At 70.1% G+C, this 22,793-nt stretch carries 18 protein-coding genes; 7 read left to right on the top strand and 11 right to left on the bottom strand.

Features of this window, described 5'->3' with window-relative positions; genetic code table 11:
• Positions 1-18: 18 nt before the first annotated feature.
• From ACFULV_RS02360 to ACFULV_RS02345, 4 genes are read right to left on the bottom strand one after another with little or no spacing between them, the layout of a single operon-like run.
• The gene (locus ACFULV_RS02360) at positions 19-3,624 is read right to left on the bottom strand and encodes an ABC transporter ATP-binding protein (protein WP_378652211.1); all 3,606 of its coding nucleotides are present in this window, start codon (positions 3,622-3,624) and stop codon (positions 19-21) included.
• Positions 3,624-4,409, bottom strand: a complete 786-nt coding sequence (locus ACFULV_RS02355; protein ID WP_378652209.1) for an ABC transporter permease subunit — start codon at positions 4,407-4,409, stop codon at positions 3,624-3,626. Before ACFULV_RS02355 ends, ACFULV_RS02360 begins: the two co-directional genes overlap by 1 nt.
• Entirely contained in the window at positions 4,406-5,368 is a 963-nt protein-coding gene (locus ACFULV_RS02350) for an ATP-binding cassette domain-containing protein (RefSeq protein ID WP_378652206.1), read from the bottom strand. The genes ACFULV_RS02355 and ACFULV_RS02350 overlap by 4 nt, the downstream gene beginning before the upstream one ends.
• Positions 5,365-6,084, bottom strand: coding sequence for a hypothetical protein (locus tag ACFULV_RS02345; protein ID WP_378652443.1), 720 nt, complete (start codon positions 6,082-6,084; stop codon positions 5,365-5,367). Before ACFULV_RS02345 ends, ACFULV_RS02350 begins: the two co-directional genes overlap by 4 nt.
• A gap of 174 nt (positions 6,085-6,258) precedes the next feature.
• Here ACFULV_RS02345 and ACFULV_RS02340 point away from each other — a divergent pair, with 174 nt between their 5' ends.
• Together ACFULV_RS02340 and ACFULV_RS02335 are read left to right on the top strand one after the other, a co-directional pair.
• Entirely contained in the window at positions 6,259-7,053 is a 795-nt protein-coding gene (locus tag ACFULV_RS02340; RefSeq protein WP_378652204.1) for an enoyl-CoA hydratase/isomerase family protein, read from the top strand.
• A gap of 78 nt (positions 7,054-7,131) precedes the next feature.
• Positions 7,132-8,376: a class I adenylate-forming enzyme family protein gene (locus ACFULV_RS02335; RefSeq protein ID WP_378652201.1), complete on the top strand. Its 1,245-nt coding sequence runs from the start codon at positions 7,132-7,134 to the stop codon at positions 8,374-8,376.
• 9 nt (positions 8,377-8,385) lie between these two features.
• Here ACFULV_RS02335 and ACFULV_RS02330 read toward each other — a convergent pair whose 3' ends face one another.
• Positions 8,386-9,129 (bottom strand): tyrosine-protein phosphatase, encoded by a 744-nt coding sequence (locus ACFULV_RS02330; RefSeq protein WP_378652199.1) that lies wholly within the window; start codon positions 9,127-9,129, stop codon positions 8,386-8,388.
• 336 nt (positions 9,130-9,465) lie between these two features.
• Between ACFULV_RS02330 and ACFULV_RS02325 the strand changes: the two genes are divergently transcribed.
• Positions 9,466-10,002: a TetR family transcriptional regulator gene (locus ACFULV_RS02325; protein WP_378652196.1), complete on the top strand. Its 537-nt coding sequence runs from the start codon at positions 9,466-9,468 to the stop codon at positions 10,000-10,002.
• Between the two features lie 45 nt (positions 10,003-10,047).
• Positions 10,048-11,226 (top strand): alanine racemase, encoded by a 1,179-nt coding sequence (locus tag ACFULV_RS02320; RefSeq protein ID WP_378652194.1) that lies wholly within the window; start codon positions 10,048-10,050, stop codon positions 11,224-11,226.
• A 14-nt stretch (positions 11,227-11,240) separates the two neighbouring features.
• On the opposite strand, the gene ACFULV_RS02315 is transcribed toward ACFULV_RS02320, so the two are convergent.
• Entirely contained in the window at positions 11,241-11,861 is a 621-nt protein-coding gene (locus tag ACFULV_RS02315; protein WP_378638379.1) for a phosphoribosyltransferase, read from the bottom strand.
• A gap of 11 nt (positions 11,862-11,872) precedes the next feature.
• Positions 11,873-12,730 carry a carbon-nitrogen hydrolase family protein gene (locus ACFULV_RS02310; protein WP_378652192.1) on the bottom strand — a complete coding sequence of 286 codons (858 nt, stop codon included), beginning with the start codon at positions 12,728-12,730 and terminating at the stop codon, positions 11,873-11,875.
• A 62-nt stretch (positions 12,731-12,792) separates the two neighbouring features.
• Between ACFULV_RS02310 and ACFULV_RS02305 the strand changes: the two genes are divergently transcribed.
• Positions 12,793-14,595, top strand: a complete 1,803-nt coding sequence (locus ACFULV_RS02305) for a DEAD/DEAH box helicase (RefSeq protein ID WP_378652189.1) — start codon at positions 12,793-12,795, stop codon at positions 14,593-14,595.
• 132 nt (positions 14,596-14,727) lie between these two features.
• Positions 14,728-18,531: an AAA domain-containing protein gene (locus ACFULV_RS02300; RefSeq protein ID WP_378652441.1), complete on the top strand. Its 3,804-nt coding sequence runs from the start codon at positions 14,728-14,730 to the stop codon at positions 18,529-18,531.
• A 27-nt stretch (positions 18,532-18,558) separates the two neighbouring features.
• Here ACFULV_RS02300 and ACFULV_RS02295 read toward each other — a convergent pair whose 3' ends face one another.
• Genes ACFULV_RS02295 through ACFULV_RS02280 form a run of 4 tightly spaced genes read right to left on the bottom strand, consistent with a single transcriptional unit; the run spans position 18,559 to position 21,630 of the window.
• Positions 18,559-19,278: an ESX secretion-associated protein EspG gene (locus tag ACFULV_RS02295; protein ID WP_378638386.1), complete on the bottom strand. Its 720-nt coding sequence runs from the start codon at positions 19,276-19,278 to the stop codon at positions 18,559-18,561.
• Positions 19,260-20,615 (bottom strand): WXG100 family type VII secretion target, encoded by a 1,356-nt coding sequence (locus ACFULV_RS02290; protein ID WP_378652187.1) that lies wholly within the window; start codon positions 20,613-20,615, stop codon positions 19,260-19,262. Before ACFULV_RS02290 ends, ACFULV_RS02295 begins: the two co-directional genes overlap by 19 nt.
• On the bottom strand, positions 20,608-21,006 hold the full coding sequence (locus tag ACFULV_RS02285) for a hypothetical protein (protein WP_378638391.1): 399 nt from the start codon (positions 21,004-21,006) through the stop codon (positions 20,608-20,610). Before ACFULV_RS02285 ends, ACFULV_RS02290 begins: the two co-directional genes overlap by 8 nt.
• Positions 21,007-21,024: 18 nt before the next feature.
• A complete protein-coding gene (locus ACFULV_RS02280) occupies positions 21,025-21,630 on the bottom strand; it encodes an alpha/beta hydrolase (RefSeq protein ID WP_378652185.1) in 606 nt (201 codons plus the stop codon).
• Positions 21,631-21,842: 212 nt separating this feature from the next.
• Between ACFULV_RS02280 and ACFULV_RS02275 the strand changes: the two genes are divergently transcribed.
• Positions 21,843-22,706, top strand: a complete 864-nt coding sequence (locus ACFULV_RS02275; RefSeq protein WP_378638396.1) for an SMP-30/gluconolactonase/LRE family protein — start codon at positions 21,843-21,845, stop codon at positions 22,704-22,706.
• The last annotated feature ends 87 nt before the right edge of the window (positions 22,707-22,793 follow it).

The following is a 22,793-nucleotide window of genomic DNA, read 5'->3' as shown; positions in this document are numbered from 1 at the left end:
AGCGGTTGACAGGCGTCGCTACCGGTCTTGGGTCGACACTATGCCCTCTGCCTCCAGCCCCGCCGCCCAGAGTCGGGAGTACCGGCCGTTACTGGCGAGTAGGTCTGACGGTGCGCCGAATTCCACGATACGGCCGTGTTCGACCACCGCAACCAGATCGGCGCGCGCCGCGGTCGCGAGTCGATGCGCGACCACCACGGTGGTCCGCCCCCGTGTCAGCGATCGGCTCGCTACCAGCACCGATGCCTCGGTCTCCGGGTCGAGGGTGGAGGTGGCCTCGTCGAGGAGCAGCAGGTCGGGATCGACCAGTTCGGCCCTGGCCAAGGCGATCAGCTGGCGCTGTCCGGCGGATAGCCCGCGGCCGCGTTCACCGACCGGATGACGCATTTTCCGAGGTAAACCATTGATCATTTCCGAAGCCCCGACGGTGTCGGCCGCGATCGCGATGTCCACCGATGTGGCAAATGTTTGCCCGAATGCAATGTTGCTCGCCACGTCGCCGGTGAACAAGTGAACTTCCTGGGGCACAATTCCCAGCCGCGTCCGGTACTCGGTGAGGACATATTTACGAAGATCCACACCGTCGACCCGGATCGCGCCCGCCGCCGGGTCGGGCGGGAGGTCGTAGAGACGGGCCAGCAGCTTCACGATCGTCGACTTGCCCGCGCCGGTCGGGCCCACCAGCGCCAGCGTCGCGCCGGGCGCGACGGTGAAGGTGACGCCGTCGAGAGCGGGGGCGCTCGCACCGGGGTAGCGGAAGTGAACGTCGTCGAAGGTGATCTCACCGCGCAGGCGATCGACGGATATCGCATCGGGTGGGTCGGCGGCGATCGACGACGTGGTGCGCAGCAGGTCGCCGATGCGCCGAAGTCCGACCCTGGCCTGCTGGTAGCCGTCGAAGACCTGGGACAGATCCTGGATGGGACTGAACAGCAGACCGAGGTAGAGCACGAACGCGACGAGCGTTCCGGTGGACGTGCGCCCGTCGGCGACAGCGTTGGCGCCCAGGTAGACCACCACGGCCAAGGCCACGTCGGCCCAGGCCAGGCCGAAGGAGAAATAGGCCGCGATCGCGCGCTGGGCGCGGATCCTGGCATCGCGATAGCGGTGGGAGTATTCGGCGAAACGCCGCGCGGCGGCAGGCTCGTAGCGGGCGGCCTGCACGGCGCGCAGGCCCGCGATGTTCTCCTGGAATCCGGCGTTGACCACCGAGACCCGTTCACGCGAGACGGTGTAGGCGACCGAGGACACCCGCCGGAAGGCGAGGGTGGCCAGCAGCATCGGCGCGACGGCGATCAGGACCACCACGGCCAGCCCGGCATCGATGAAGAACAGCCCGAGGGCGACGCCGATCAGGGTGATCAGCGCGACCAGCCCGGTGGCGACCCCGGTCTGCAGGAACGTCGACAGCGCGTCGACGTCGGTGGTCATCCTGGTCATGATGCGGCCGGACAGTTCGCGCTCGTAGAAGTCGAGGCCGAGCCGCTGCAACTGAGCGTAACTGCGCACCCGCAGACCGAACAGTACGCGCTCGCCCGTGCGCGCGGTGAGAACGGTGACCACGGCGCCGACCACCAGGCCGGTCAGCACCAGACCGATCCCGATCACCGCCGAGACGAGCAGCGCGGTGTCGTCGCCCGCGGTGACACCGGTGTCGATGGCATAGCGGACCAGCGGCGGGAAGGCGATCCCGACCAGCGCGTCGACGACGAGCAGCAACACGACCACACACACCAGGCCGCGAACCGGGCGCAGCAGCGCGCCCAGGCCGAAATCGGGTTGGGGTGCGCGCAGGTCGCCGGGCAGGGCGGGGTCTTCGGTGGCCGGTGGCAGTGCGTCGACCGCGGCGCGCAGCTCCGGCGTTTCACTGAGGTCGGTCGACGCCGACGACAGGGATCGAGGTTTGCCCGCGTCGTCGCGAGGGGTGGTCGGGTCGGCGGCCGTCGGCACCACCGAACCGGTGGGTGCGGGCAGCCGGATGACACGGTCGGCCTGGGCCAGCGTCGATTCGCGGTGCGCCAGGATCAGCGTGGTCCGCCCGCCCGGATCGGGCAGCCGGCGGAAGATCTCGGCTTCGGTGACGGCGTCCACCGCGGAGGTGGCATCGTCGAGCACCAGCACGCGGGGACGGGTGAGCAGCACCCTGGCCAGGGCGATGCGCTGGCGTTGACCGCCCGAGAGCGTCAGCCCGCGTTCGCCGATGACGGTGTCGTAGCCCTCCGGCAGTGCGGCGATGAATTCGTCCGCGGCGGCGGCCCTCGCGGCGGCCACGATCTCCGCGTCGGTGGCGTCGGGCCTGCCGAGCGCGATGTTGGCGGCGATGGTGTCGGAGAACAGGAACGGATCGTCGAAGACGACACCGACCGCGCCGCGCAGCTCGTCGGCGCGCAGCTCGGCCAGGTCGACGCGGGTGCCGTCGGCGCCGACGAGGTTGATCCGGCCCGTATCGGGTGCGTAGAAGCGGGGGAGCAGCAGCGAGAGTGTGGACTTGCCCGAGCCCGCCGGGCCGATCACCGCCACCGTCTCGCCGGGGCGCACGGTGAGATCGAGTTCCTGCAACACCGGTTGATCCGGTTCGAAACCGAAGCTCACAGCATCGAATTCGATCCCGAGTGGTCCCGGCGGCAGCTCGGTGGGGTCCTCTGGATCGACGAGTATCGGCGCCGCGTCGATCACCCCGAAGACCCGGTCGACGGCGGCCTTGGTGAGCTGACCCATGATCACCACCGAGGTGATCGTGCGGGCCGAGGAGGTCATGGTGGCGAGGTAGGCGGTGAACGCGAGGAAGGTGCCGATGCCGATCGCGCCGCGCGAGGCGAGCACCCCGCCCACGATGATCACCGCGACCAGCCCGGCCTGCGGCAGCGCCGACACCACCGGCGCGAACCTGGCGTTGATCCGCGCGGCGCGCATCCGCTCGGCGAACAGCAGCCGGCCGTGGTCTTCGAGGATGTCGACCATCCGGGATTCCTGCCCGAATCCCTTCACCACCCGGACTCCGGTCACCGTCTGCTCGACGTGTTCGGCGAGGTCGGCCGCGCGCTGCTGGGCCGACCAGGTCGCCGCGTAGAGCCGGGGCCGCATCCGCAACACGATCAGCGCCATCGCGGGCGCGACCAGCAGCGCGGCCAGCGCCAGCGGCGGACTCAGCCACACCATCACCACCGCCGACAGCACGAACTGCAACACGGCCAGTCCCGACCACGGCACCATCGCCAGCAGTCCCTGCACCAGTTGCAGATCGGTGATGGACCGCGACACCACCTGTCCGGTGCGGATCGCGTCCTGACCCGCGCCGTCGAGCCGCTGGAGGGCGGCGAGCAGCGAAATCCGCAGGCTGTGTTGCACTTCCAGCGACAGTTTGCCCGCCCAGAGCCTGCGCGCGAACGTGACGACGAACCGGGTCACGGCCAACCCGGCGAGCAGGGCGGCGGCAGTACCGATCACCGCGGTGTCGCCCACCTGCGCGGCGTCGACCGCGCGTTTGGTGGCCAGCGGTGCGGCGATCGCCACGGCCGCACCCGCCAGCACCGAGACCACGATGCCCGCCAGCAGCCGGGGATGTTCCAGGCACAGGCGCCAGAGCCTGCGGATCCAGCCCGGCGAACCCGCGGTCGCGGGCACTACAGGTCTCGGTTGCGCAGGTCCCACCACCCCGCGGCGCCGACCGCTGCGGTCCACAGCAGCAGTACCACCAGGGCCGCCGGTGTCGGTGCGAAGACCTCGGCCTCGTCGAACGAGCCCGCGCTCACTCCGGCCACCGTGGCCGAGACGGGCAGCAGCGCGGCCAACCAGCCCGCGCCGAAACCCTTGGCCACCACCCAGATCAGCGGTTCGAGCGCGAACGCCCAGCCGAGCACCAGCCACACCGCGCCGCTGAAGGTGCGCAGCAGCAGCCCGATTCCGGCGCCCAGCACCGCCCAGCACATGGCGACCAGCAGCCCGGCGGCGAGCACCTCGATCAATTGCCAGCCCAGTTCGAACTTGCCGCGCGCCGCGACGAGCAGGACGAGGAAGCTCACCAGTTCGGCGGCCAGCGCGACAGCGAAGGCGAACGCGGCGGTGGCGAGATACTTCACGGTGACCAGCCGGTCGCGATCGGGCGCGAACAGCACGCTCAGCGCCATGGTCTTGTGCCGGTACTCACCTCCGGTGGAGGCGATGCCGAGCAGTGCGGCGACCACGAAGACCGCGATCATCCCGAGGTAGAGCCCGACCGTGGCGGCGCCGGTCGCGGGCTGACCCTTCGGATCGGCGGGCCCGGACATGATCGCGGTGATCAACGTCGCGACCAGCGCCAGCGCGATCGGCGCGGCCAGCAGCAACCGGGTCTGCCGCAGCGCGACGACCTTGCGCGCCTCGGTGTCGATACCGGGAACGAGATCGGCGGGCAGCACGGAGGTGGTCATCGGGGCATCCCATACGAGGTCGGCGCCGGGGCGTACGCGGCGGGATTCGGCGTGGGCACGGTGTGCCGGTGACGGCGGGGTTTGGTGAGCGAGGCGAGCACCCGGTCGGGGTGGATGGGATCGGCCACGATGCTGCCGATCCGGACCTGCGCGAGCTCCGCGACGGCACGGATGGTGGCCTCGTCCGCCTCCGCCACGGCCAGCCGGCCGTCGGGGCGCATCACCGCGTCGGTGAAGCCCCGGCCCGCCAGTGCGGTCGCGAGTGCGATGGACGGGGACGCGGCGACGACGAGCCGGTCGGGGTGGCCGCGGCGCAGCTTGGCCGGTGCGCCCTGCCAGACGACCGTGCCTTCGCTGAGCACCACGAGTTGATCGGCGCTCGCCACCACATCGGCCAGTGCGTCCGAACTCACCAGCACGGTGCCGCCGCGGTTCACGTGGCGGCGCAGCAGCTCGTGCAGCCAGCCGCGTTCGATGCCGTTCGCACCCGCGAACAGATCGTCGAACACCAGCAGCGGGGGATCGGCCAGCAACGCCATGGCCAGGGCCAGACGCGTCTGCTGACCCGGATGCAGTTGCGCCACAGCGGTTTCGCCGACGGCGGTGAGCCCGGTCTCGTCGAGCACCGCGGCGACCCGACGACGGGAAGCGCCCGCGACCGGCGCGTAGCACCGCAGCTGCTCGCGCACGGTGCGTGCCGGATGCAGCCCACGGGGGCTCAGTACCGCCCCGACCGCGGCGGGACCATGGCCGGGGCCTTCGATAGTGCCGGTCGTCGGCTGCTGGAGTCCCAGCACCATCCGCAGCACCGTCGACTTGCCAGCCCCCGCGGGACCGACGAGCGCGGTGACCGACCCCGCCGGGACGGCGAAGTCGATCTCGTGGACCGCGCTCACCGGACCGAACTGTTTGCCGACGCCACGCACCAGCACAGCGTCACCGCCGCGGCTCCTGCTCACTTCTTGTTCACCTTGCCGGTGTCGATCGCGGGCAGCGGATCGGCATCGATCACGTTGTGCAGCGGGGTGGGCCACATCGTCGGCGCGGGACCGAAAGCCTTGTGCGCGTTCTCGATGGTGACCTTGCCCAGCGCCCGGTTGCCCGCACCACCGATGGCGGCGCCGATGCCCGCCGGCAGCACTTTGCCCGCCATCAGCGCGACGCGCTTGGTGATGAACCGCTTCATGAACTGTTGCAGCAGTTTGCTGTTGATCCCGCCGAGGCCGGGAACCTTGCCTGCCAGCGCGCCCGCCCAGTTCTTCGACTGGGTGCTCAGCCCCTTCTGCACGATCGCTATTCCGGCGTCGCCGAGCACGACCGCGAGCACCAGCGCGCGCCGGGCTTCCTTGTTCTCGGGCTCGATGCCGTGCACCGCGGCCTGGGCCAGGGTGAACAGCGCCGACGCCTCCATGAAGAACACGGTCTCGGCGCTCACGGCCCCGAGCGCGGCGATCGTGCCGACCCCGGGCACCGCCGCGGTGGCGCCGACCGCGGCGCCACTGCCGGTGACGGCGAGCAGATACTGCTTCTCGAGCCGTGTCACGATCTGGGCCGGACTCTCCCCGGGATGACGCTCACGCAGGAACTCGACATAGCGGCGTACGGCCGGCGCCTGCAGCTTTGACCCGGTGTCGAGCACATCGACCACGGCTTTTTCGATCGCGTTCTTGAACACGGCGTCGTCCTCCTCTTCGCCCCAACGAGTCGAACTGTAGGGCACTTGCGTACCCCAGAGCTCATCTTGCCAACGACCACCGACAGCCCGCGGTTCCGTGACGTGCGCGACCGATTCCGGTCGGCCGGTCCGACTAGCTCTGTCGGCCGCGGGCCCGGGTTCTACGCTGACCCGATGAGTGAAAACCAGCCAACCCGACTCATCCGCGATTTCACCGAGGCCGGTGCCGAGTTCGCGACGATCACCCTCGACCACCCGCCGCTGAACCTGTTCGATCGCACACTCATCGCGTCGCTGATCGCCGATATCGCCGCGGTGCGCCGGCTGCCGCCGCGGGCGTTGCTGATCAGGGCCGAAGGCAAGGTTGTCTCGGGCGGGGTCGACGTGAACATCTTCGACGGCCGAACCGTCGAGGAGGGCGCGCAGCTGTGGCGTGAGCTGTTCGAGCAGATCATCCACCCCCTGGAAGCGCTGCCGTGTCCGGTGGTGTTCGCCGCGCACGGGCTGACCCTGACCGCCGCCTTCGAGATCTCGCTGGCCTGCGACATCATCCTGGCCGCGCCGAAGGCGAAGTTCGGTCTGGTGGAGACCGTGGTGGGACTCACGCCGTCGATGGGCGGGCCGCAGCGGCTCGCCGAGCGGGCGGGTTCGGGCCGCGCCCGCGAGTTCGTGATGACCGGCGACCTCTACCCCGCCGCGACGATGGCCGAGTGGGGCGTGGTCAACGCGGTCCACGAGGACCTGGAGACCGAGGCTCGCGCGCTGGTCACCCGTCTCGCCGACGGCCCGACGCGCGCGCACGCGGCGACCAAGCAGATCATCGAGGCGTGGCGTTCCGGCGGTGTCGCACACGCTGATTCGGTGACGCCGGAGGTCTCGGGCGAGCTGTTCGGCACCGCGGACCTGCGCGGCGCGGTCCGCAGCTTCCTTGATATCGGACCGGGTAAGGCGACCTATCGCGGCGAATGAGCGCGCCGAGTGCCTGACAGCGATGTGATCCACGTCATATAGTCACAGGTGCGGCTGTATCGACGTACGGAGGTCCGGATGGGTCATGGCGAGCACGAACCGGGCGCGGCCGTCTTCGAGTTCCCCGCCACCAGTGCGGCAACGCAGCTGCGGCGGGGCTCCGACGGCGTGCTGCGCTACGGCGACCTCAGCCCGGCCCTCACCGAACTGCTGGACCTGCGCGTGCACTCGTTCACGAATCGGGAAGCGGTCGTCGAGGTCGGTGGGCCACGGCTGACCTACCGCGAACTCTGGCACAGCGCCTCGCGGATCGCGGGCGGCCTGCAGGCCCACGGCATCGGCTACGGCGATCGGGTCGCGGTGCACATGCCGACCAGTGCGCGCTGGGTGCAGGCGTTTCTCGGTGCGTTGCTCTCGGGTGCGGTGCCGGTGCTGGTGCCCGACGCCCTGCCCGCCGCGATCGCCGACCGCGTGATCGCCGACAGCAGAGCAGATTTCGTCCTCGGTCCCGACGGACCGCTGCCCGACAGCACCGCCTACATCGACGACGGTGCGGCCCTGGATGATCCGGCGCTGCTCTGCTACACCGGGACTCGTCGGTCCATGCCCGCGGGTGTGGAGCTGTCCAACGAGAACCTGCTGTCGGCGGTGTCGTCGGTGGTCGGCGCGCTCGGGCTGCCCGCCGACGGGTTGCGCAACCTGGTGTTGCTGCCGCTGGCCCATGCCAGTGGGTGCGTGGATCAGCTGCTGCCCACCTTCGCGGTGGGTGGCACGGTCGTGCTCGCGCCGGGTGCGCGCAGTCTCGCCGATGTGCTGGTGCGGGAGCGGATCGACACCGTCTCGGGGACGCCGCGGATCCTCGCCGGGCTGGTACCCGAACTCGTCGCCCGCCGTACCGGCGCCGGTGTACGCCGGATCAGCAAGGCCTGTCACCGCTCCGAACGCGCCGCCGCGGCGGCCCCCGCCACCCTCACCGCCACGCTGCGCGGGCTGTTCCCCGCGGCCAAGCAGTGGTCGGTCTGGGGGGCCACCGAGACCAGTGGAATCGGTCTGGTGGTCGACGACACCGAGCGCGCCGACGCCGGATCTGCCCTCGGATTCGCCTTCGGCGGAACCGAATTGGCCCTGGCCGGGCCGCAGGCCGACACCGGCCACGGCGAATTGCTGTGTCGCGGACCGAATGTCAGCCGCCGCTACTGGAACAACCCCGACGCGTCGGCCGCCCGCTTCAGCGGAGGCTGGTTCCACACCGGCGATTTCGTGAGCATCGATGCTGACGGCCTGGTTCGGGTGGACCCGACCCGTCGCGTCAGCGGGCTCTGATCCGGGCTGTCAGAGCAGGCGCGCCCGCAGAGCATCGCGTAGGTCGCCGGTGAGGCCGACCGTGGTGAGGTAGGTCTCGATGTCGCCGTGGGTCTCGCGGACGCTGGCGTCGGCGGTGCGCAGGTATTCCTCGCGGACGCCGAGCAGGTCGTCCGAGAGCGCGTCGCCGTTGCCGATCTTCGGCTCCAGCAGCCTGCGCAGCGGTTCGACCGCCGCGTTGCTGGCCAGGAAGTCGGTGTACACGTCCTCCTCGGTGACGCCGACCGCGCGCAGCAGAGTGGCCACGGCCCAGCCGGTGCGGTCCTTGCCCGCCGCGCAGTGCACCAGCACCGCGCCGTCGCCGCGCACGACCGAACCGGCCAGTTCGGCGATCGCGGTGTGCGCCTCGGGCAGCGTCGGGAAGGCGCGGTAGACCTCGATCATGTGCGCGAAGGCCGAGACGGTCTTCGCCTCGTGCGGCGGCGCCTCTTCCATTCGCGAATCGAACGGCGTCACGTGTAGCCGTACGTCGGCGGGCAGGGTGTCGTGGCCGATGTGGTCGATCTCCACGATGCCGCGCAGATCGTGCACATCGGTGACCCGCAATTCACGCAGGGTGTCGTGCCCCTTGTCGTCGAGACCGCTCAGCTGGGCCGACCGCAGCAGGACGCCGGGGCGAACTGTGGTGCCGTCGGCGGTGCGAAGGCCGCCCACATCGCGGAAATTGAAGGTGCCGCTGAGGGCGAACTGGTCGGCAGGAGGCGAGAGAGTCACCTGACCAGGTTATCGGCGACTCCGCCGCCGCCGCGCCGAGTTCGCGGATCGGTCACCGGATGTGTTGCGTCCGTTCCGGTGGGTGCCACTGTGCCGTCGCACACACCTCCGCAGCGTCGTCGCTCACACCCACGGAGCTGACCAGCGCCTACTTGTACAATCGACCAGGTGCGCGGATTCCGGCGCGGGGGTGTCGGATATCCAGGAATGCGACAAATTGAGGCCGTATGGTCGGTTTTACAAAAGGTCGCATTCGGATAACAAAACAATCTTTCAGTCTGAAAAGGATGGCTGAACCAGTTCGTGAATCCTGAAAACCTTCTAAGATCGAGCTCGGTGACCACCAAGCTCGCATCGCCGCGGGCAGCGATATTTGTTGCCGAGGAGTCGTCGTTGAGCGCCAGCCGTGAACTAACTGAAATTTCGCTACGGCCCGCCGTATGTGATGCCGTCGAACAAGCCGCCGCCAGTTCGGACGCTACCGGCGTTCGGGCGCTGCGGGTGTTCTTACATGCCGGGCTCAGCACCTACTGGCCGTTGGTGAAAGCCGCGCCTGCCCGGCGAATAGCCGCCTATGAAGCCGCGTTGCAGACCTTGCGTCTGCGGTGGGCGCCCACCGGTGACACCATCGGCGACCCGACCGCCGTCGCGATGTTCCGCGAGATGGACGACGAGGCCGCCGACTTCCTCGGGATGTGCGCGCGCCTGTCCGGCACGCAGTGGCTGGAGCCGGTCGACTCGGTGGCGGGCTACCTCGTCTCGGTGTTCCACGGCGCGGTGCTGCGCTGGCTGGCCGACGGCAACGACGAGACGATCCTCGTGGTGATCGACGACCTGGTCGGCTGCCTGACGCTGAAGGCGGTCGAAAGCTGAGCCGCAATGCTGGACGACTGACCAAATAGGTGGTTCAGTAGTCGTGTGACACCGACGACATCGCTGCACCACCTGCACGCGGCGACCGCGGAGCTCGACCCGCCGCTGGCCGCCGTCGACCTGATCGCGCTCGACCGCAACGCCGCCGACCTGGTCCGGCGCGCGAACGGCATCGCGGTGCGGGTGGCGAGCAAGTCCGTGCGCTGCCGGGCGGTGCTCGAGCGCGTGCTCGGCGACGGGCTGACCGCCCGCGACGGCTTCGCCGGGATCATGGCGTACTCGTTGCGTGAGGCCATCTGGCTGGTCCGCCTCGGCGCCCGCGACGTGCTGCTCGGGTACCCGGTTCTCGACCGGGCAGCGCTGGCCGAACTGGCCGCCGCCCCGGCCCTGCGCGAGGCGATCACGCTGATGATCGACGATGTCGCCCAGCTCGAACTCACCCGGGCCGCGCTCGGCACCGACCTGGTCCACCCCCGTGTCTGCCTCGACGTCGACGCGGCCTTGCGGATCGGCCCGCTGCACCTGGGCGCCCGGCGATCGCCCGTGCGCAGCCCCGAGGACGCCGCCGAGCTGGCCGCCGAAGCGCTGCGACGCGGGTTCGATGTGGTCGGTGTGATGACCTACGAGTCGCAGATCGCCGGACTGCCCGACAGCAACCCCGCGGTGCGCGTGGTGAAACGTCTGTCCGCATTCGAAATCGGGCGCCGGCGTACCCGGGTGGTCGACGCTGTCCGTGCGGTGACGGGCCCGCTGGAGATCATCAACAGCGGTGGCACCGGTTCGATCGAGGTCTCGATCACCGATCCCGATGTCACCGAGGTGACCGCCGGTTCCGGCCTCTACGTGCCGACCCTGTTCGACCACTACCGCTCGTTCACGCCCCGCCCCGCGCTGTTCTTCGCCACCCCGGTCCTGCGCAAACCCGCACCGACCATCGCGACCGTCTTCGCGGGCGGCTACATCGCGTCGGGCCCCGCGGGTCCGAGCCGCGTCCCGGTCCCCGTGTGGCCCGCGGGGCTGAAGCTGCTCGGCTCCGAAGGCGCGGGCGAGGTCCAGACGCCCCTGGCCGGTGGCGCCGAACTCGAGATCGGTGATCGCGTCTGGTTCCGCCATGCCAAGGCGGGCGAACTGTGCGAACGCTTCGCCGAGCTCCATCTGGTCGACGAGGCGGGCACCCGCACGACGGTTCCCACCTATCGCGGCGAAGGTCAGTGCTTCGGCTGAGGCCGACACGCGCCTCAGCGCAGGAGCGCGACGACTTCGTCGTCGTCGAGCTGGTGAAAGTCGCTGTACGCCATGCCGACTCCGCCCAGGTCGGCGGGCGTCCACAGGCAGACGAGCTCATCACATTCGCGCTCGACCCGCCGCGCGGCCTCGGGTGCGGACACCGGCACGGCCACCACCAGCAGGTCCGGCCGCTGCGCTCGCGCCACCCGGCACGCGGCCACCATCGTGGCCCCGGTCGCGATCCCGTCGTCGACGAGCACCACCGTGCGCCGCGCCAGGGGAATCGGGTCGCCGACCCGCAGGATCGCCTGCCGGCGGCGCAGTTCGGCCCGCTCGGCCAGTTCCACCTCGTCGAATGCCTCGGCGCTCACCCGGCTGTGGTCGACGACGTCACGATTGAGGACCAGCAGTCCGCTCTCCCCGAGCGCCCCCATCGCCAGCTCCGGCTGCGATGGCAGCCCCAGCTTGCGGACCAGCAGTACATCGAGTTCCCCGCCGATCGCCACGCTCACCGCCGCCGCCACCGGCACACCCCCGCGTGGCAACCCGAGCACCAGCGGACGGGTGGTCCGCAGGTGTTCGAGGGCCGTGCCGAGGGCGCGGCCCGCCGCTGCCCGATCCGGGTACACCATCGCCTCGAACGCTACTCCGCTCCGGACGCCTCGGAAATGGTGAACCGTCGCAGCGACAGGCTGGGATTGGCGGTGCGCACCCTGGCCAGATGCGCCGTGTCGACCGTTGCCGAGGCCACGCCCGGTTCATCGCCCAGCTCGGCCAGCACCGTGCCCGCCGGGTCGATGATCATCGACGAACCCGCGCCGCGTGGCGCGCACTGATCGGCCGCGGCCACGTACACCGTGTTCTCGATGGCGCGTGCCCGCAGCAGCGTCGTCCACTGGTCGACTTTCGCCGGTCCCGGAATCCACTGCGCGGGCAGCAGCAACACGTGTGCGCCCGCCGCCGCGACACGCCGACACCCCTCCGGAAATCGCAGATCGAAACAGGTCTGCATGCCGAATACCACACCGTCGACAGCGAAAGTCGCAGGCGCGACGAGCGGACCCGCTTCCACCACATCCGATTCCAGATGACCGAACGCGTCGTAGAGATGCACCTTGCGATACACCGCGACGCGCGCGCCATCGGGCCCGTGCGCGACAAGGGTATTACTGATCCGGGTCGCCCCCGGTGACGGCAACTCCAGCACACCGGCAACCAGGAATACGCCGAATTCGGCGGCGAGCGCCGCGAGTCCACTGGTGAACGGACCGTCGAGCGGTTGTGCGATCGCCACCACCCGCTCATCGAGACGAGTCACAGCGAACATCGAGTATTCGGGCGCGAGCACCACGCGAGCACCCGCTGCGGCCGCCGTCCGCACGTGTTCTCGCAGGGTCGACAGATTGGTTTCGGGGTCGGTTCCTGGGGCGAATTGGACCACCGCGATCCCTACTGTCACCGGCTGAAGTTCCTGATGTGCTGACCCGTCGCGCAGTTGCATAGGTCTCACCGTATTCACCTGGTGGTTGGGGCAGCTACCGCCAGGCAGTAAACTCGTGGTCAATGAGTACAAATGAGGTCGACAGCGTTCCTGCCGACAACGACAGGAACGACACCGGCCCGACTTTCGCCGATCTCGGGATCGATGACCGCGTGCTGCGGGCCATCGCCGATGTGGGCTACGAGTCGCCGTCCCCGATTCAGGCGGCGACGATTCCCCCGCTGCTCTCCGGCGCCGACGTGGTGGGCCTCGCGCAGACGGGCACCGGCAAAACCGCGGCATTCGCGATCCCGATCCTGATGAACCTGGACACCGCGCAGAAGAAGCCGAGCGCCCTGGTGCTCGCGCCGACTCGTGAGCTCGCGATCCAGGTCGCCGAGGCGTTCGGGAAATACTCCTCGCACATCCCGGGTCTGCACGTGCTGCCGATCTACGGCGGGCAGAGCTACGGCGTACAGCTGTCGGGTCTGCGCCGTGGCGCGCACGTCGTGGTCGGCACGCCCGGCCGGGTGATCGATCACCTGGAAAAGGGCACGCTGGACCTTTCGCAGCTGCGCTACCTGGTGCTCGACGAGGCCGACGAGATGCTCAAGATGGGCTTCCAGGAAGACGTCGAGCGCATCCTGCGTGACACCCCCAAGGACAAGCAGGTCGCGCTGTTCTCGGCCACCATGCCGGGCGTGATCCGCAAGATCTCCAAGCAGTACCTCAACGATCCGGTCGAGATCACGGTCAAGTCCACGACTCAGACCAGCTCCAACATCACCCAGCGTTATGTGCAGGTGTCGCATCAGCGCAAGCTCGATGCCCTCACTCGCGTGCTCGAGGTCGAGACCTTCGAGGCGATGATCATCTTCGTGCGCACCAAGCAGGCCACCGAAGAGCTGGCCGAGAAGCTGCGCTCGCGTGGTTTCTCCGCCGCCGCGATCAATGGTGACATCGCCCAGAACCAGCGCGAACGCACCATCGGCCAGCTGAAGTCGGGTGGCATCGATATCCTGGTCGCCACCGATGTCGCCGCGCGTGGTCTCGACGTGGACCGCATCTCCCATGTCGTCAACTACGACATCCCGCACGACACCGAGTCCTACGTGCACCGCATCGGCCGCACCGGCCGGGCCGGCCGTTCGGGCGAGGCCCTGCTGTTCGTGGCCCCGCGCGAGCGTCACCTGCTCAAGTCGATCGAGCGGGCCACCAAGAGCGCGCTCACCGAGATGCAGTTGCCGAGCGTCGACGACGTGAACGCGACGCGTGCCTCCAAGTTCGGTGACTCGATCACCGAGAACCTGGCCTCGGACAACATCGCGCTGTTCCGCAAGCTGATCGAGGACTACGAGGCCGAGCACAACACCCCGCTCGCCGACATCGCCGCGGCACTGGCCGTGGGCGGCTACGACGGCGACAACTTCTTCATGTCGCCCGAGCCGGAGCCCGCCCCGCGCCGCGAGCGTGACTACGACCGTGACCGTGAGCGCGCACCGCGCCGCTACGACGACGAGGACCGCGCACCGCGTCCGCCGTCGTTCAACCGGGAGAACGGCGAAGAACTCGCCACCTACCGGATCAGCGTCGGCAAGCGGCACCGCGTGGTGCCCGGCGCGATCGTCGGCGCCATCGCCAACGAGGGCGGCCTGCGTCGCAGCGATTTCGGTCACATCAGCATCCGGCCCGACTACAGCCTCGTCGAGCTGCCTGCCAACCTGCCCAACGAAACGCTGGAAGCCTTGCGGCGCACCAGGATCAGCGGTGTGCTGATCCAGCTGACGCCCGACCAGGGCGCACCGGCGCAGCGTTTGAACGCTCGTGGCCCGCGCCGCGACCGCGAGGCACGTCCGCGCACCGAACGGCGTAAGCCGCGCACCTAGTCCGCTCGTGCGCACCGGGGGCCGAGGTCAGGCGCGTTCGTCCTGTCCGTGGGTAGTGCCCTGGTCGCTCGCAGCGCTGGTTAAGGTGATGGGCGTCGGGTGTGCGTGAACACAGGAGGGCCGCGCTTGTTCGTGTCCGGTGATCGGGTGGTCGGTGCCGTCGGCGATCTCGCGCGCGCGGCGAACTGTGAGTTCGCGGTGTTGCGCGGAATCGACGCCGCTCTCGGCAATCTGCCCGGGGTTCCCGACACGACGGCCTCGCTGGTACGCACGGCCGAACCGTCCGCCGAACTGGTCGACCACTTCGGTGACCGGCTGGTCCGGATCCCGTCGCCCGAGGTGGTCGGTGGCGACGCGGCGGCCAGGATCGCGGCGCTGACCTCCGCCGCGGAGCACACCGCGCGAGCGCTGAGTTCCGGCGCCGAGGCGATCTCCGGCGCGGTGTTCTTCGACGGTCGATTCGCCTGTGGTGCCGACCTTCTGGTCCGTGGTCGCGCTGGTTACACCGTGCACAGCGCACTCGGTGAGTATTCGGTCGGCGTTCCCGGTGCGCCGCATCGTGGCGACGGTCGCGGGAAAGCGCCGTCGGCGTGGTCGCACGTCGAGGACGCTACGGTGTCGACAGGTCCGGCGGGAACGCCACCGTTGGCACACGATGATCTGACATCGGGGGACGAAGAGTTCAGTAGTTTCGTCGGATCCGGCGCGGTATCTCCTGCCGACAGCCGGGTGCTGCGCCGCGAATTGGCAGCGGGCCGGACGCCTTTCGAGCGCGTCGCCGCTTCGGTGCAGGCGGTCAAGGTCGATCCGGCTCGCGAATTACTGAGCGCGCGTCTCGAATTCGCGGCGTGCGCGCAGGCACTCGCCGACGCGGGGATCGCAGTCGATCCCTCGGCCTATCTGTGGACCGCCGAGGGCGTGCGGCGTGAGGTGAGCGCGGAACTGGCGCCGGTGTATTCGGCGCGGCGGGCTCGCGTGGAGCACATCATCGAGGACAAGCTGGCGGAATTGCTGCCGGTCCAGTGGGGTGACCCGCGCTATCTGGCGTGCGGGCGGTGTCCGAGCTGCCGTGCCGCGGCGGCGAATGCGCGAGACCTGTTGCTGGTCGCGGGGATCCGGCCCACCCAGCGGGCCAGGCTGCGGGAGGCCGGCGTGCTCACGATCGATCGTCTCGCCACCACCAGCACACCTGTCCCGGGCCTGGCTCCGCGCACGCTGGCCGCACTGCGTAAACAAGCCGATATCCAACTCGTCCGCGAACGCACCGGCCGCCCGGCCTTCACCCTGCGCGACGCCACCGCGCTCGGGGCCCTGCCCGCACCGCGCCCCGGTGACCTCGCCCTGGTCATCGACCTGGACCGGCACGGCGCCATGACCGGCCTCGAACTCGCCGACGCCACCACCATCGTCTTCCGGCCGGTCGTCGCCGGTGTGGAACAGCCGAACAGCGTCAGCTACCGGCCGCGTATGCCCGTCGGTCCGACGGACACCAATGCCGTGGTCTTCGGGCCCGGCGGTGTCGAACCCGCGAACGCGGCGGGCTACCCCAGCGCCGATCCGGCCGACGCGGACACCATCTCGTTCGGGCGCATAGTCATCGGCGACGATGCGGCCATCGGCGACGACCCGGCGGATCCGCCTGCCACTGATCCGCGCCGGACCGGTGTCGACGCGGTGCCGCGCAGCCCTCTCGGCCTCGAACACGCGGGCCCGTCGACGCAGGACGGGGGAGTGCTCGAGGAGCTGCTGGAGATCATCGCCGAGCATCGGGCGGCCGATCCGGATGTGCGTGTGTACCACTACGGTTCGGATATTCGCACGGCACTGCTCGATTGGGCGGGCAGGCTCGGCACCGGCGCCGATCTGCTGGACGAGCTGTTGGCCGAGGGCGCGCTGGTCGACCTGGCGCCGATCGTGCGCACCGCGCTGCTGATCGGCGAACAGTCCTACGACGCAACGGGACTCGCCGCGTTGCTGCCGGACACGCCCGGTCGGGCGGCGACGGTCCTCGGCATCCGCGACTGGCTGCTCGACCGCGCGGCCGAGGCGGGAATCGCGGTGCCGGGCACCCGGTTCGCCGTCGCGGAATCCGATGTGCCGCCCTCGCTGCACCCCGGCTCACTGGAAGCGGCGCTGAGCGAGTTCGCCGCGGACGCGCAAGGGGACTCGGCGCGCGCCGCCGCCCTGACGGCCGCGGTCCTGGGCTATCACCGGCGTGAACGGCAGCCGCGCTGGTGGGCCCACATCGATCGGCTCGGCCATCCGGTCGGCGACTGGGCCGACGCACCGGGTGTGCTCGTCGTCGAATGGGGCACCGTCGACACCAAATGGCATCGCACGCCGCAACTCCCGACGATGCGCCGCTACCTGACGCTCACCGGCAGGTTGGGCACGGGCGCGACGCTCACCCCGGGCACGCAGATGGTGACCATCTACGACGGCGCCGCCGCGGCGGGCATGACCCAGACGCTCGGCCGCCGCGCCACCGCCACCGCCACCGTGCTCGGGTGCGCCGTCGACCCGAATTTCGACGACACCGTCCGGCTGGAAGAGCTGCTCCCGGCGGGCTGCCCGCCCTACGACGACCTGCCCGCCGCCATCGCTCCCGGGCCGCCCGACGGGGAGGCCGAGATCGAGGCCGCACTGGAGCACACCGCTCAGGATCTGCTGATGAGCCTGCCGTGGGTGCCGGAGAACGCGGTCTACGATGTGCTGCTGCGTCGCGCGCCCCGGCTGCGCGACGGGATGGCGCTGCCGCAGCCGCACGACGACCTCGGCGCCGTCCTCGCCCACGCGGTCGGCGCACTGGACGCGTCGTACCTGGCCGTGCACGGGCCGCCCGGCACCGGCAAGACCGGCATCACCGGGCGCGCGCTCGAGCGGCTCGTCACCCGCCACAAATGGCGGATCGGCGTGGTGGCGCAGTCGCACGCGGTGATCGAGCGGATCTTCGACGCGGTCGTGGAAGCCGGCCTGCTGCCCGAACTCGTGGCGAAGAAGGACGTCGCCTCGGTCGGTCCGGATTGGTCGGCGATCGATGCCACCCGGTACCCGCGCTTTCTGGACAACGCTGTCAACGGGTGCGTGATCGGTGGTACCACGGCGGATTTCGTCGACGAACGACTGATCGCGCCCGGCGCGCTCGACCTGCTGGTGATCGCCGACGCGGGCGAATGCTCGCTGGCCGATACCGTCGCGGTCGCGGTGAGCGCGCGCAACCTGCTGCTGATCGGCGATCCGGTCCCGGCCAGGGCACAGGCGAAACATCCGGAGCCCGTGCAGGTCTCGGCCTTGGAATGGCTGTGTGAAGGCGCGGGAACCCTGCCCGTCGAACGCGGCTACTTCCTCGACCGGACCTGGCGCATGCACCCCGCGATCTGCGAGCCCGTGTCGGCCTGCTGCTACGACGGCCGACTGCGCGCGGACGAGGCCATCACGCTGACAAGGGATCTGGCGGGGATCGCGCCCGGGGTGAGCACGGTGCTCGTCGAGCACCGCGGCAGTGCCACCGAATCCGATGCCGAGGCACGCGAAGTGGTGCGCCAGGTCCGGATCCTGCTCGGCGAAACGTGGACCTCCGACGGCGGAACCCGCAAACTCCACCCGCACGACATCTTCGTGGTCGCGCCGTACGCCGCCCAGGTGGCGCGGATCCGGACGCTGCTGGCCCGTGCCAAGATCGAGGACGTGCTGGTGGGCACTCCCGACCGCTTCCGTGGTCGGGAAGCGGCGGTGGTCCTGTTGTCGATGACCACGTCGACCCCCGCCGACGCGCCCTTCGGGATGCGGCCGCTGTTGTCGCGCACGGTCATCCATGCCACGCTCTGCCGGGCGATGTGGAAGGCCATCGTCATCCGGTCACCCCTGCTCACCGAGTACCTTCCCGACACGCCGGAAGAGCTGGCTGATCTCGTGGGGTTTCTTCAGCTCGGGTAGTGCGCATCGGGGGTTTGCCCGTGGGAATCAGACGCTGCGGAGTAGGCGGCGTAGCCATTCGACGGCGGTGTCGGGGGTGGCGGGGGTGATGTCGATGTGGCGGCTGGCGTGGACGAGGTAGCGGCCGTCGCCGGTGAGGTCGATCCAGGAGAGGACGCCCGAAGGTGTGGGGTCGGTGCCTGCCGCGACCAGGATCTGGCCGATGCCGCTGCGGGGGCGCTGGAGGAGCCGGCGTATGCGCGCGGCGTCGGACGGGCCGGCGACGGGGGCCGTCACCAGGTCGCGGCTGTCCTCCTCGACCCGGGTCGCCGGTGCCGTGATGCGCGGGGTTAGGCCTGGGCGTTGGGCGGGCAGCCGGGAGAACACCTGGGCGGCAAGACGTTTCGTACTGCCGACCTGAACGTGCACCGAACCGCCACGGTCGGGAGCGCTACCGGGATCCTGCACCGCGAGAACCGCGACATCCGCGGTGACCGCGCCGAGCATCCGCACCGGCGCGGGCGCGTGGCCGCAGACCTCGACCCGGATCTCCGGTTTCGCCAGCACCCGCAGGGCAGCCGCGAGGTCGGCGTCGAGGGTGCGAGCGCACCAGGCATCGAGCGCGGGTTGCTGGGCTGCCCGCTCGACGGTGTCGCGTGCGGACGCACGGACGGCGAGCGGATAGGGGATCCGGTCGCCGTCGGTGCGCGCCCAGCCCAGCGCGAACTGGTCCGGGGTGAAGTGCCAGTTCACTCCCGTTCGGTCCACTCACCGAGCACAGCGGGACTGGTCGGCTCCATCTTCCCGATCAGCGCGTTCACTTCGTCGGCGGGCTCGAGATAGGTCGGCTCCTCCTCGAGGAACCGCAGGAACTCGTCTTCCTCGTCCTCGAGCTCCTCGGCCGCCTGGGCGGGACGCGGACCACCGGACGGCCGCGTCTGATCCGCGGCGGCGATCGCCCCACCCATCATGCCGCCGATCGCGCCCGCGCCCATCCCGGTGGCGGCTTCGCCACCGGACACCGAGGGATCGCGCTCCTGCCTGCCCTCGCTCGCCGCCTCGGTGGCGGTATCGCTTGCCGCCGCATCGACGGCGGCCGCGGTGTTCGCCGAGCGGGTCTCGTCGTTCGATTCGCCGGTCGGCGGTGTCGCGCCGACGGGCGCGGACGTAGTCGAGGTTCCCGCGCGGCGGGTTCGGGCACCTACGGACATCGTGCCGGGGGAGGCCGTGGTCGACGCCGGGGTGGTGGTGCTCGCCCTGCTGGAGTCGGCAGGCGGCTGGTTCGGGGCTGTTGTCGCGGCAGGGGAGGTAGACGCCGGAGTCGTCCCGTTCGCGACCACACCCGGGGTCGCGGCGGTTCCGTTGGCCGGGAGCGCGCCGTTGCCGGTGGAGAGGGTGCCCGCTGTTCCGGCGACCGGCGCGGATGCGGCGGGCATCGTGGCGGCGGTGACGGCCGCCGGTGTCGTCGCCGACGCGACGACGGCGCTCACCTGCGGAATTCCGGCCGGGGGAGCGGCACCCGACGGCGCCACACCGGCGGTGACAGTTCCTGTCTCCGTGGCGATTCCGGTGAAGGCGGGTACCCCGGATCCGGTCGGCAGGAAGGCTCCGGCGTAGATCGTCTCCATCGCCCGCACCGCGTCGAGGCGGGCGTTCTCGGCCTCGCGGGTGATGGTGGCGTTGTTCGCGGCCTGCTCGGAGTCCAGCAGCGCGGCAGCCGGATCGGGCTGTGCCCCATCGGGTTCCGCGACCGCGGCGCGCAGGGACTCGGCGGCGTCACCGGCCTGGCTGAGCCGGACACCGACCGCGGTCAAGACATCGGCGATGCGCCGACCGGCCTGCTCGAAGTCGCGTACCGCGTCGGAGGCCTGCTGGGCCGCCGCGCCGCGCCAGCCGTCGGCGATGGCGGCACGGATCTCACCGTGCGCGATCTCGACGCCGTCGCCGAGGCCGGTGGCGGTGGTGAGGAACGTCTCGCCCGCGCCTGCCAGTGCGGCTGGGTCGAGTTGCCTTACCGCACTGTGAATTTCGGCATGAGAGAGGTTGTCGAAGACTTCGACGACGGAAACGTAGTCCACGTCGGTACGGCCGGAAATACTACGCATCGCCATCACCGGGAACCTCGATCGCGGCAACCGCGCCCGCCAATGCCTGATCGGCCTCGCGGAAGCTCGCCCCGGCGGCGCGGAACACGGCGGCCAGGTCGCGCGCGGTGCTCGCGTAGGCGCGCAGTTCGTCGAGTGCCTCGGTGGCCTTGGACTCGAAACCGGTGCGCAGGGCACCGCCCGAGGGGAGGCCGCCGAAACCGGGGATGACAGCGGTCGCGCTGAGCGCCCGCACCTGGGCCTCGACCTCATCGGCCAGCCGTTCGTAGCGCAGCGCGCAGCGTTCGGGCGCGCCGTCGGCCACGAGCACCCCGTCGATCCACAACCCGCCCTCGTCGACGGCTTGGCCGAGAGCCGCCGTATTCGGCAGCCCCGTTCGATTCGGTTGCACCGGTTCCCCCTTCGTCGTTCATCGCACCGCGGTGAGTACCCACTCCGCGATATCGGCCGCCACGCGGTGCTGCACCGGTTCGTGCAACAGGTCGTGTCCGGCGTCGGCGTACTCGCGCAAATCTACCGATCGGTGCCGTGCTGTCCATAGCCGGATTACATCGATGGGTGCGCGCCGGTCGTCCACGCCGTGCACCGCGAGCAGCGCGAGGCCGGGCTGCGGCGCGATGTCGGCGACGCGGCGCGGAGTACCACACAGGACGAGTCCGGCCAGGTCAGCGGAGTTGTCGCGGGCGAGATTCACGGCGGTCACCGCGCCGAGCGAGTGCCCCATCAACACCGGCGGGTCCGGATGATCGGCGCGGACGAGTTCGAGAAATCCCCGCGCGTCGGCGGTCAGCTCGTCGATGGTGCCCGGCGCGTCGGGATCGCCCTCGCTCAGTCCCTGTCCCGAGGTGTCGAGTGCCCACAGCTCGATTCCGGCGGGACGCAACGCCGCGGCGAAGCGGTGATAGTGCCCGCTGTGCTGACCGGTGCCCGGCAGCAGCGCCAGCCTCGCCGTCGGTCGGTCGACGGACCAGCACCGGCAGTGCAATCGGCCACGCTCGCTGTCGAAATAGGGCACCTGTCGATTATCGCTGTTCGGCCGATCGAATTGTTATGGGAGACAGCACTACTACGTGGTACCCCGTGATAGGAACCGCAGGTGACGTGGGCTGCACACGGTGGGCCCGCAGCCGTTAGACTTCGCGCGTCGAACCGGGTCAACAGAGTCGAGGGTTACAGATGTTGTCGTTCCGTCGTTGCGTCGTCCGTGTTGTGGTCGGTGCGGCTGTCGTGACCAGCGCCTCGCTCGGTTCCGGCGCCGTCGCGGGCGCCGCCCCGCTGTCCCTGTGCGGACAGGCACGCCAGGACGTCGCGATCAGGTCGAGTGTGCCGCTGCTGGACTGGTCGGAGAACTTCGGCATCGACGCGCAGGGTGACCTGTGGGTTTCGCGGGTCATGCGCGGCGAGGTACAGCGCTACGACCGCGACGGGCGCCTGACCGCCACGGTGGCCGTGCCCTCGCCCGGTGCCGTCCGGCTCGGTCCCGACGGACTGCTGTACGTGGTCACCGGCAACTCGCCGCTGGCCGGCTCGGGCGGCATCGTCCGCTTCGACCCGGCGGCCGCGCGCCCGAACCCCGTCGCCTTCGCCACCGGCTTCCCGCAGCCCAACGGTGCCGCCTTCGACGCCGACGGCAATCTGTATGTGACCACCGGCAACGGACTACACCGCCTGCGCCGCGACGGCAGCGAGGACATGGACTGGTGGTCGGCTGTCAGCATCGAGGGACCCAACGGTGTTGTGGTGTCGGGTGACTCGGTCTACGTCACCGCGAACTTCGTCGGTGCGGGTGGGCCCGTCGGTCGCGTACTGCGGCTCTCCCGTACCCACCCGGGCGCGGCGACCACTGTCGCCGACCTGACCTCGTTCGGCACACTGCCCGATTTCGTCGACGACCTGGTCATCCGCGACGGTGCCCTGTATGTCACGACGCTGGCCGGGCACCTGGTCCGCGTCAACCCGAACACCGGCACCGCGTGCACCGTCGTCGCCACCCAGCCGCTCACCGCCGTCGTCGCCGACCCGTCCGACCCGTCGGCTCTGCTCGCGGGCTCCGAGGAGGGCACGGTCCTGCGCATCCGCCCGATCGGCTGACGCGACCGTCGAGGTGACCGGCGCGCGGATCCGGGCTGCCCGGTCGGCGAATTCGTCCGCCGGCCAGGGGACCTACTGGAAGTCGGC

Origin of the sequence: Nocardia sp. NPDC057272, assembly GCF_042668615.1 — a bacterium.
GTDB lineage: Bacteria > Actinomycetota > Actinomycetes > Mycobacteriales > Mycobacteriaceae > Nocardia.
Note: the sequence above shows the minus strand (reverse complement) of the source record. Positions and strands in the feature narration are given on the sequence as shown.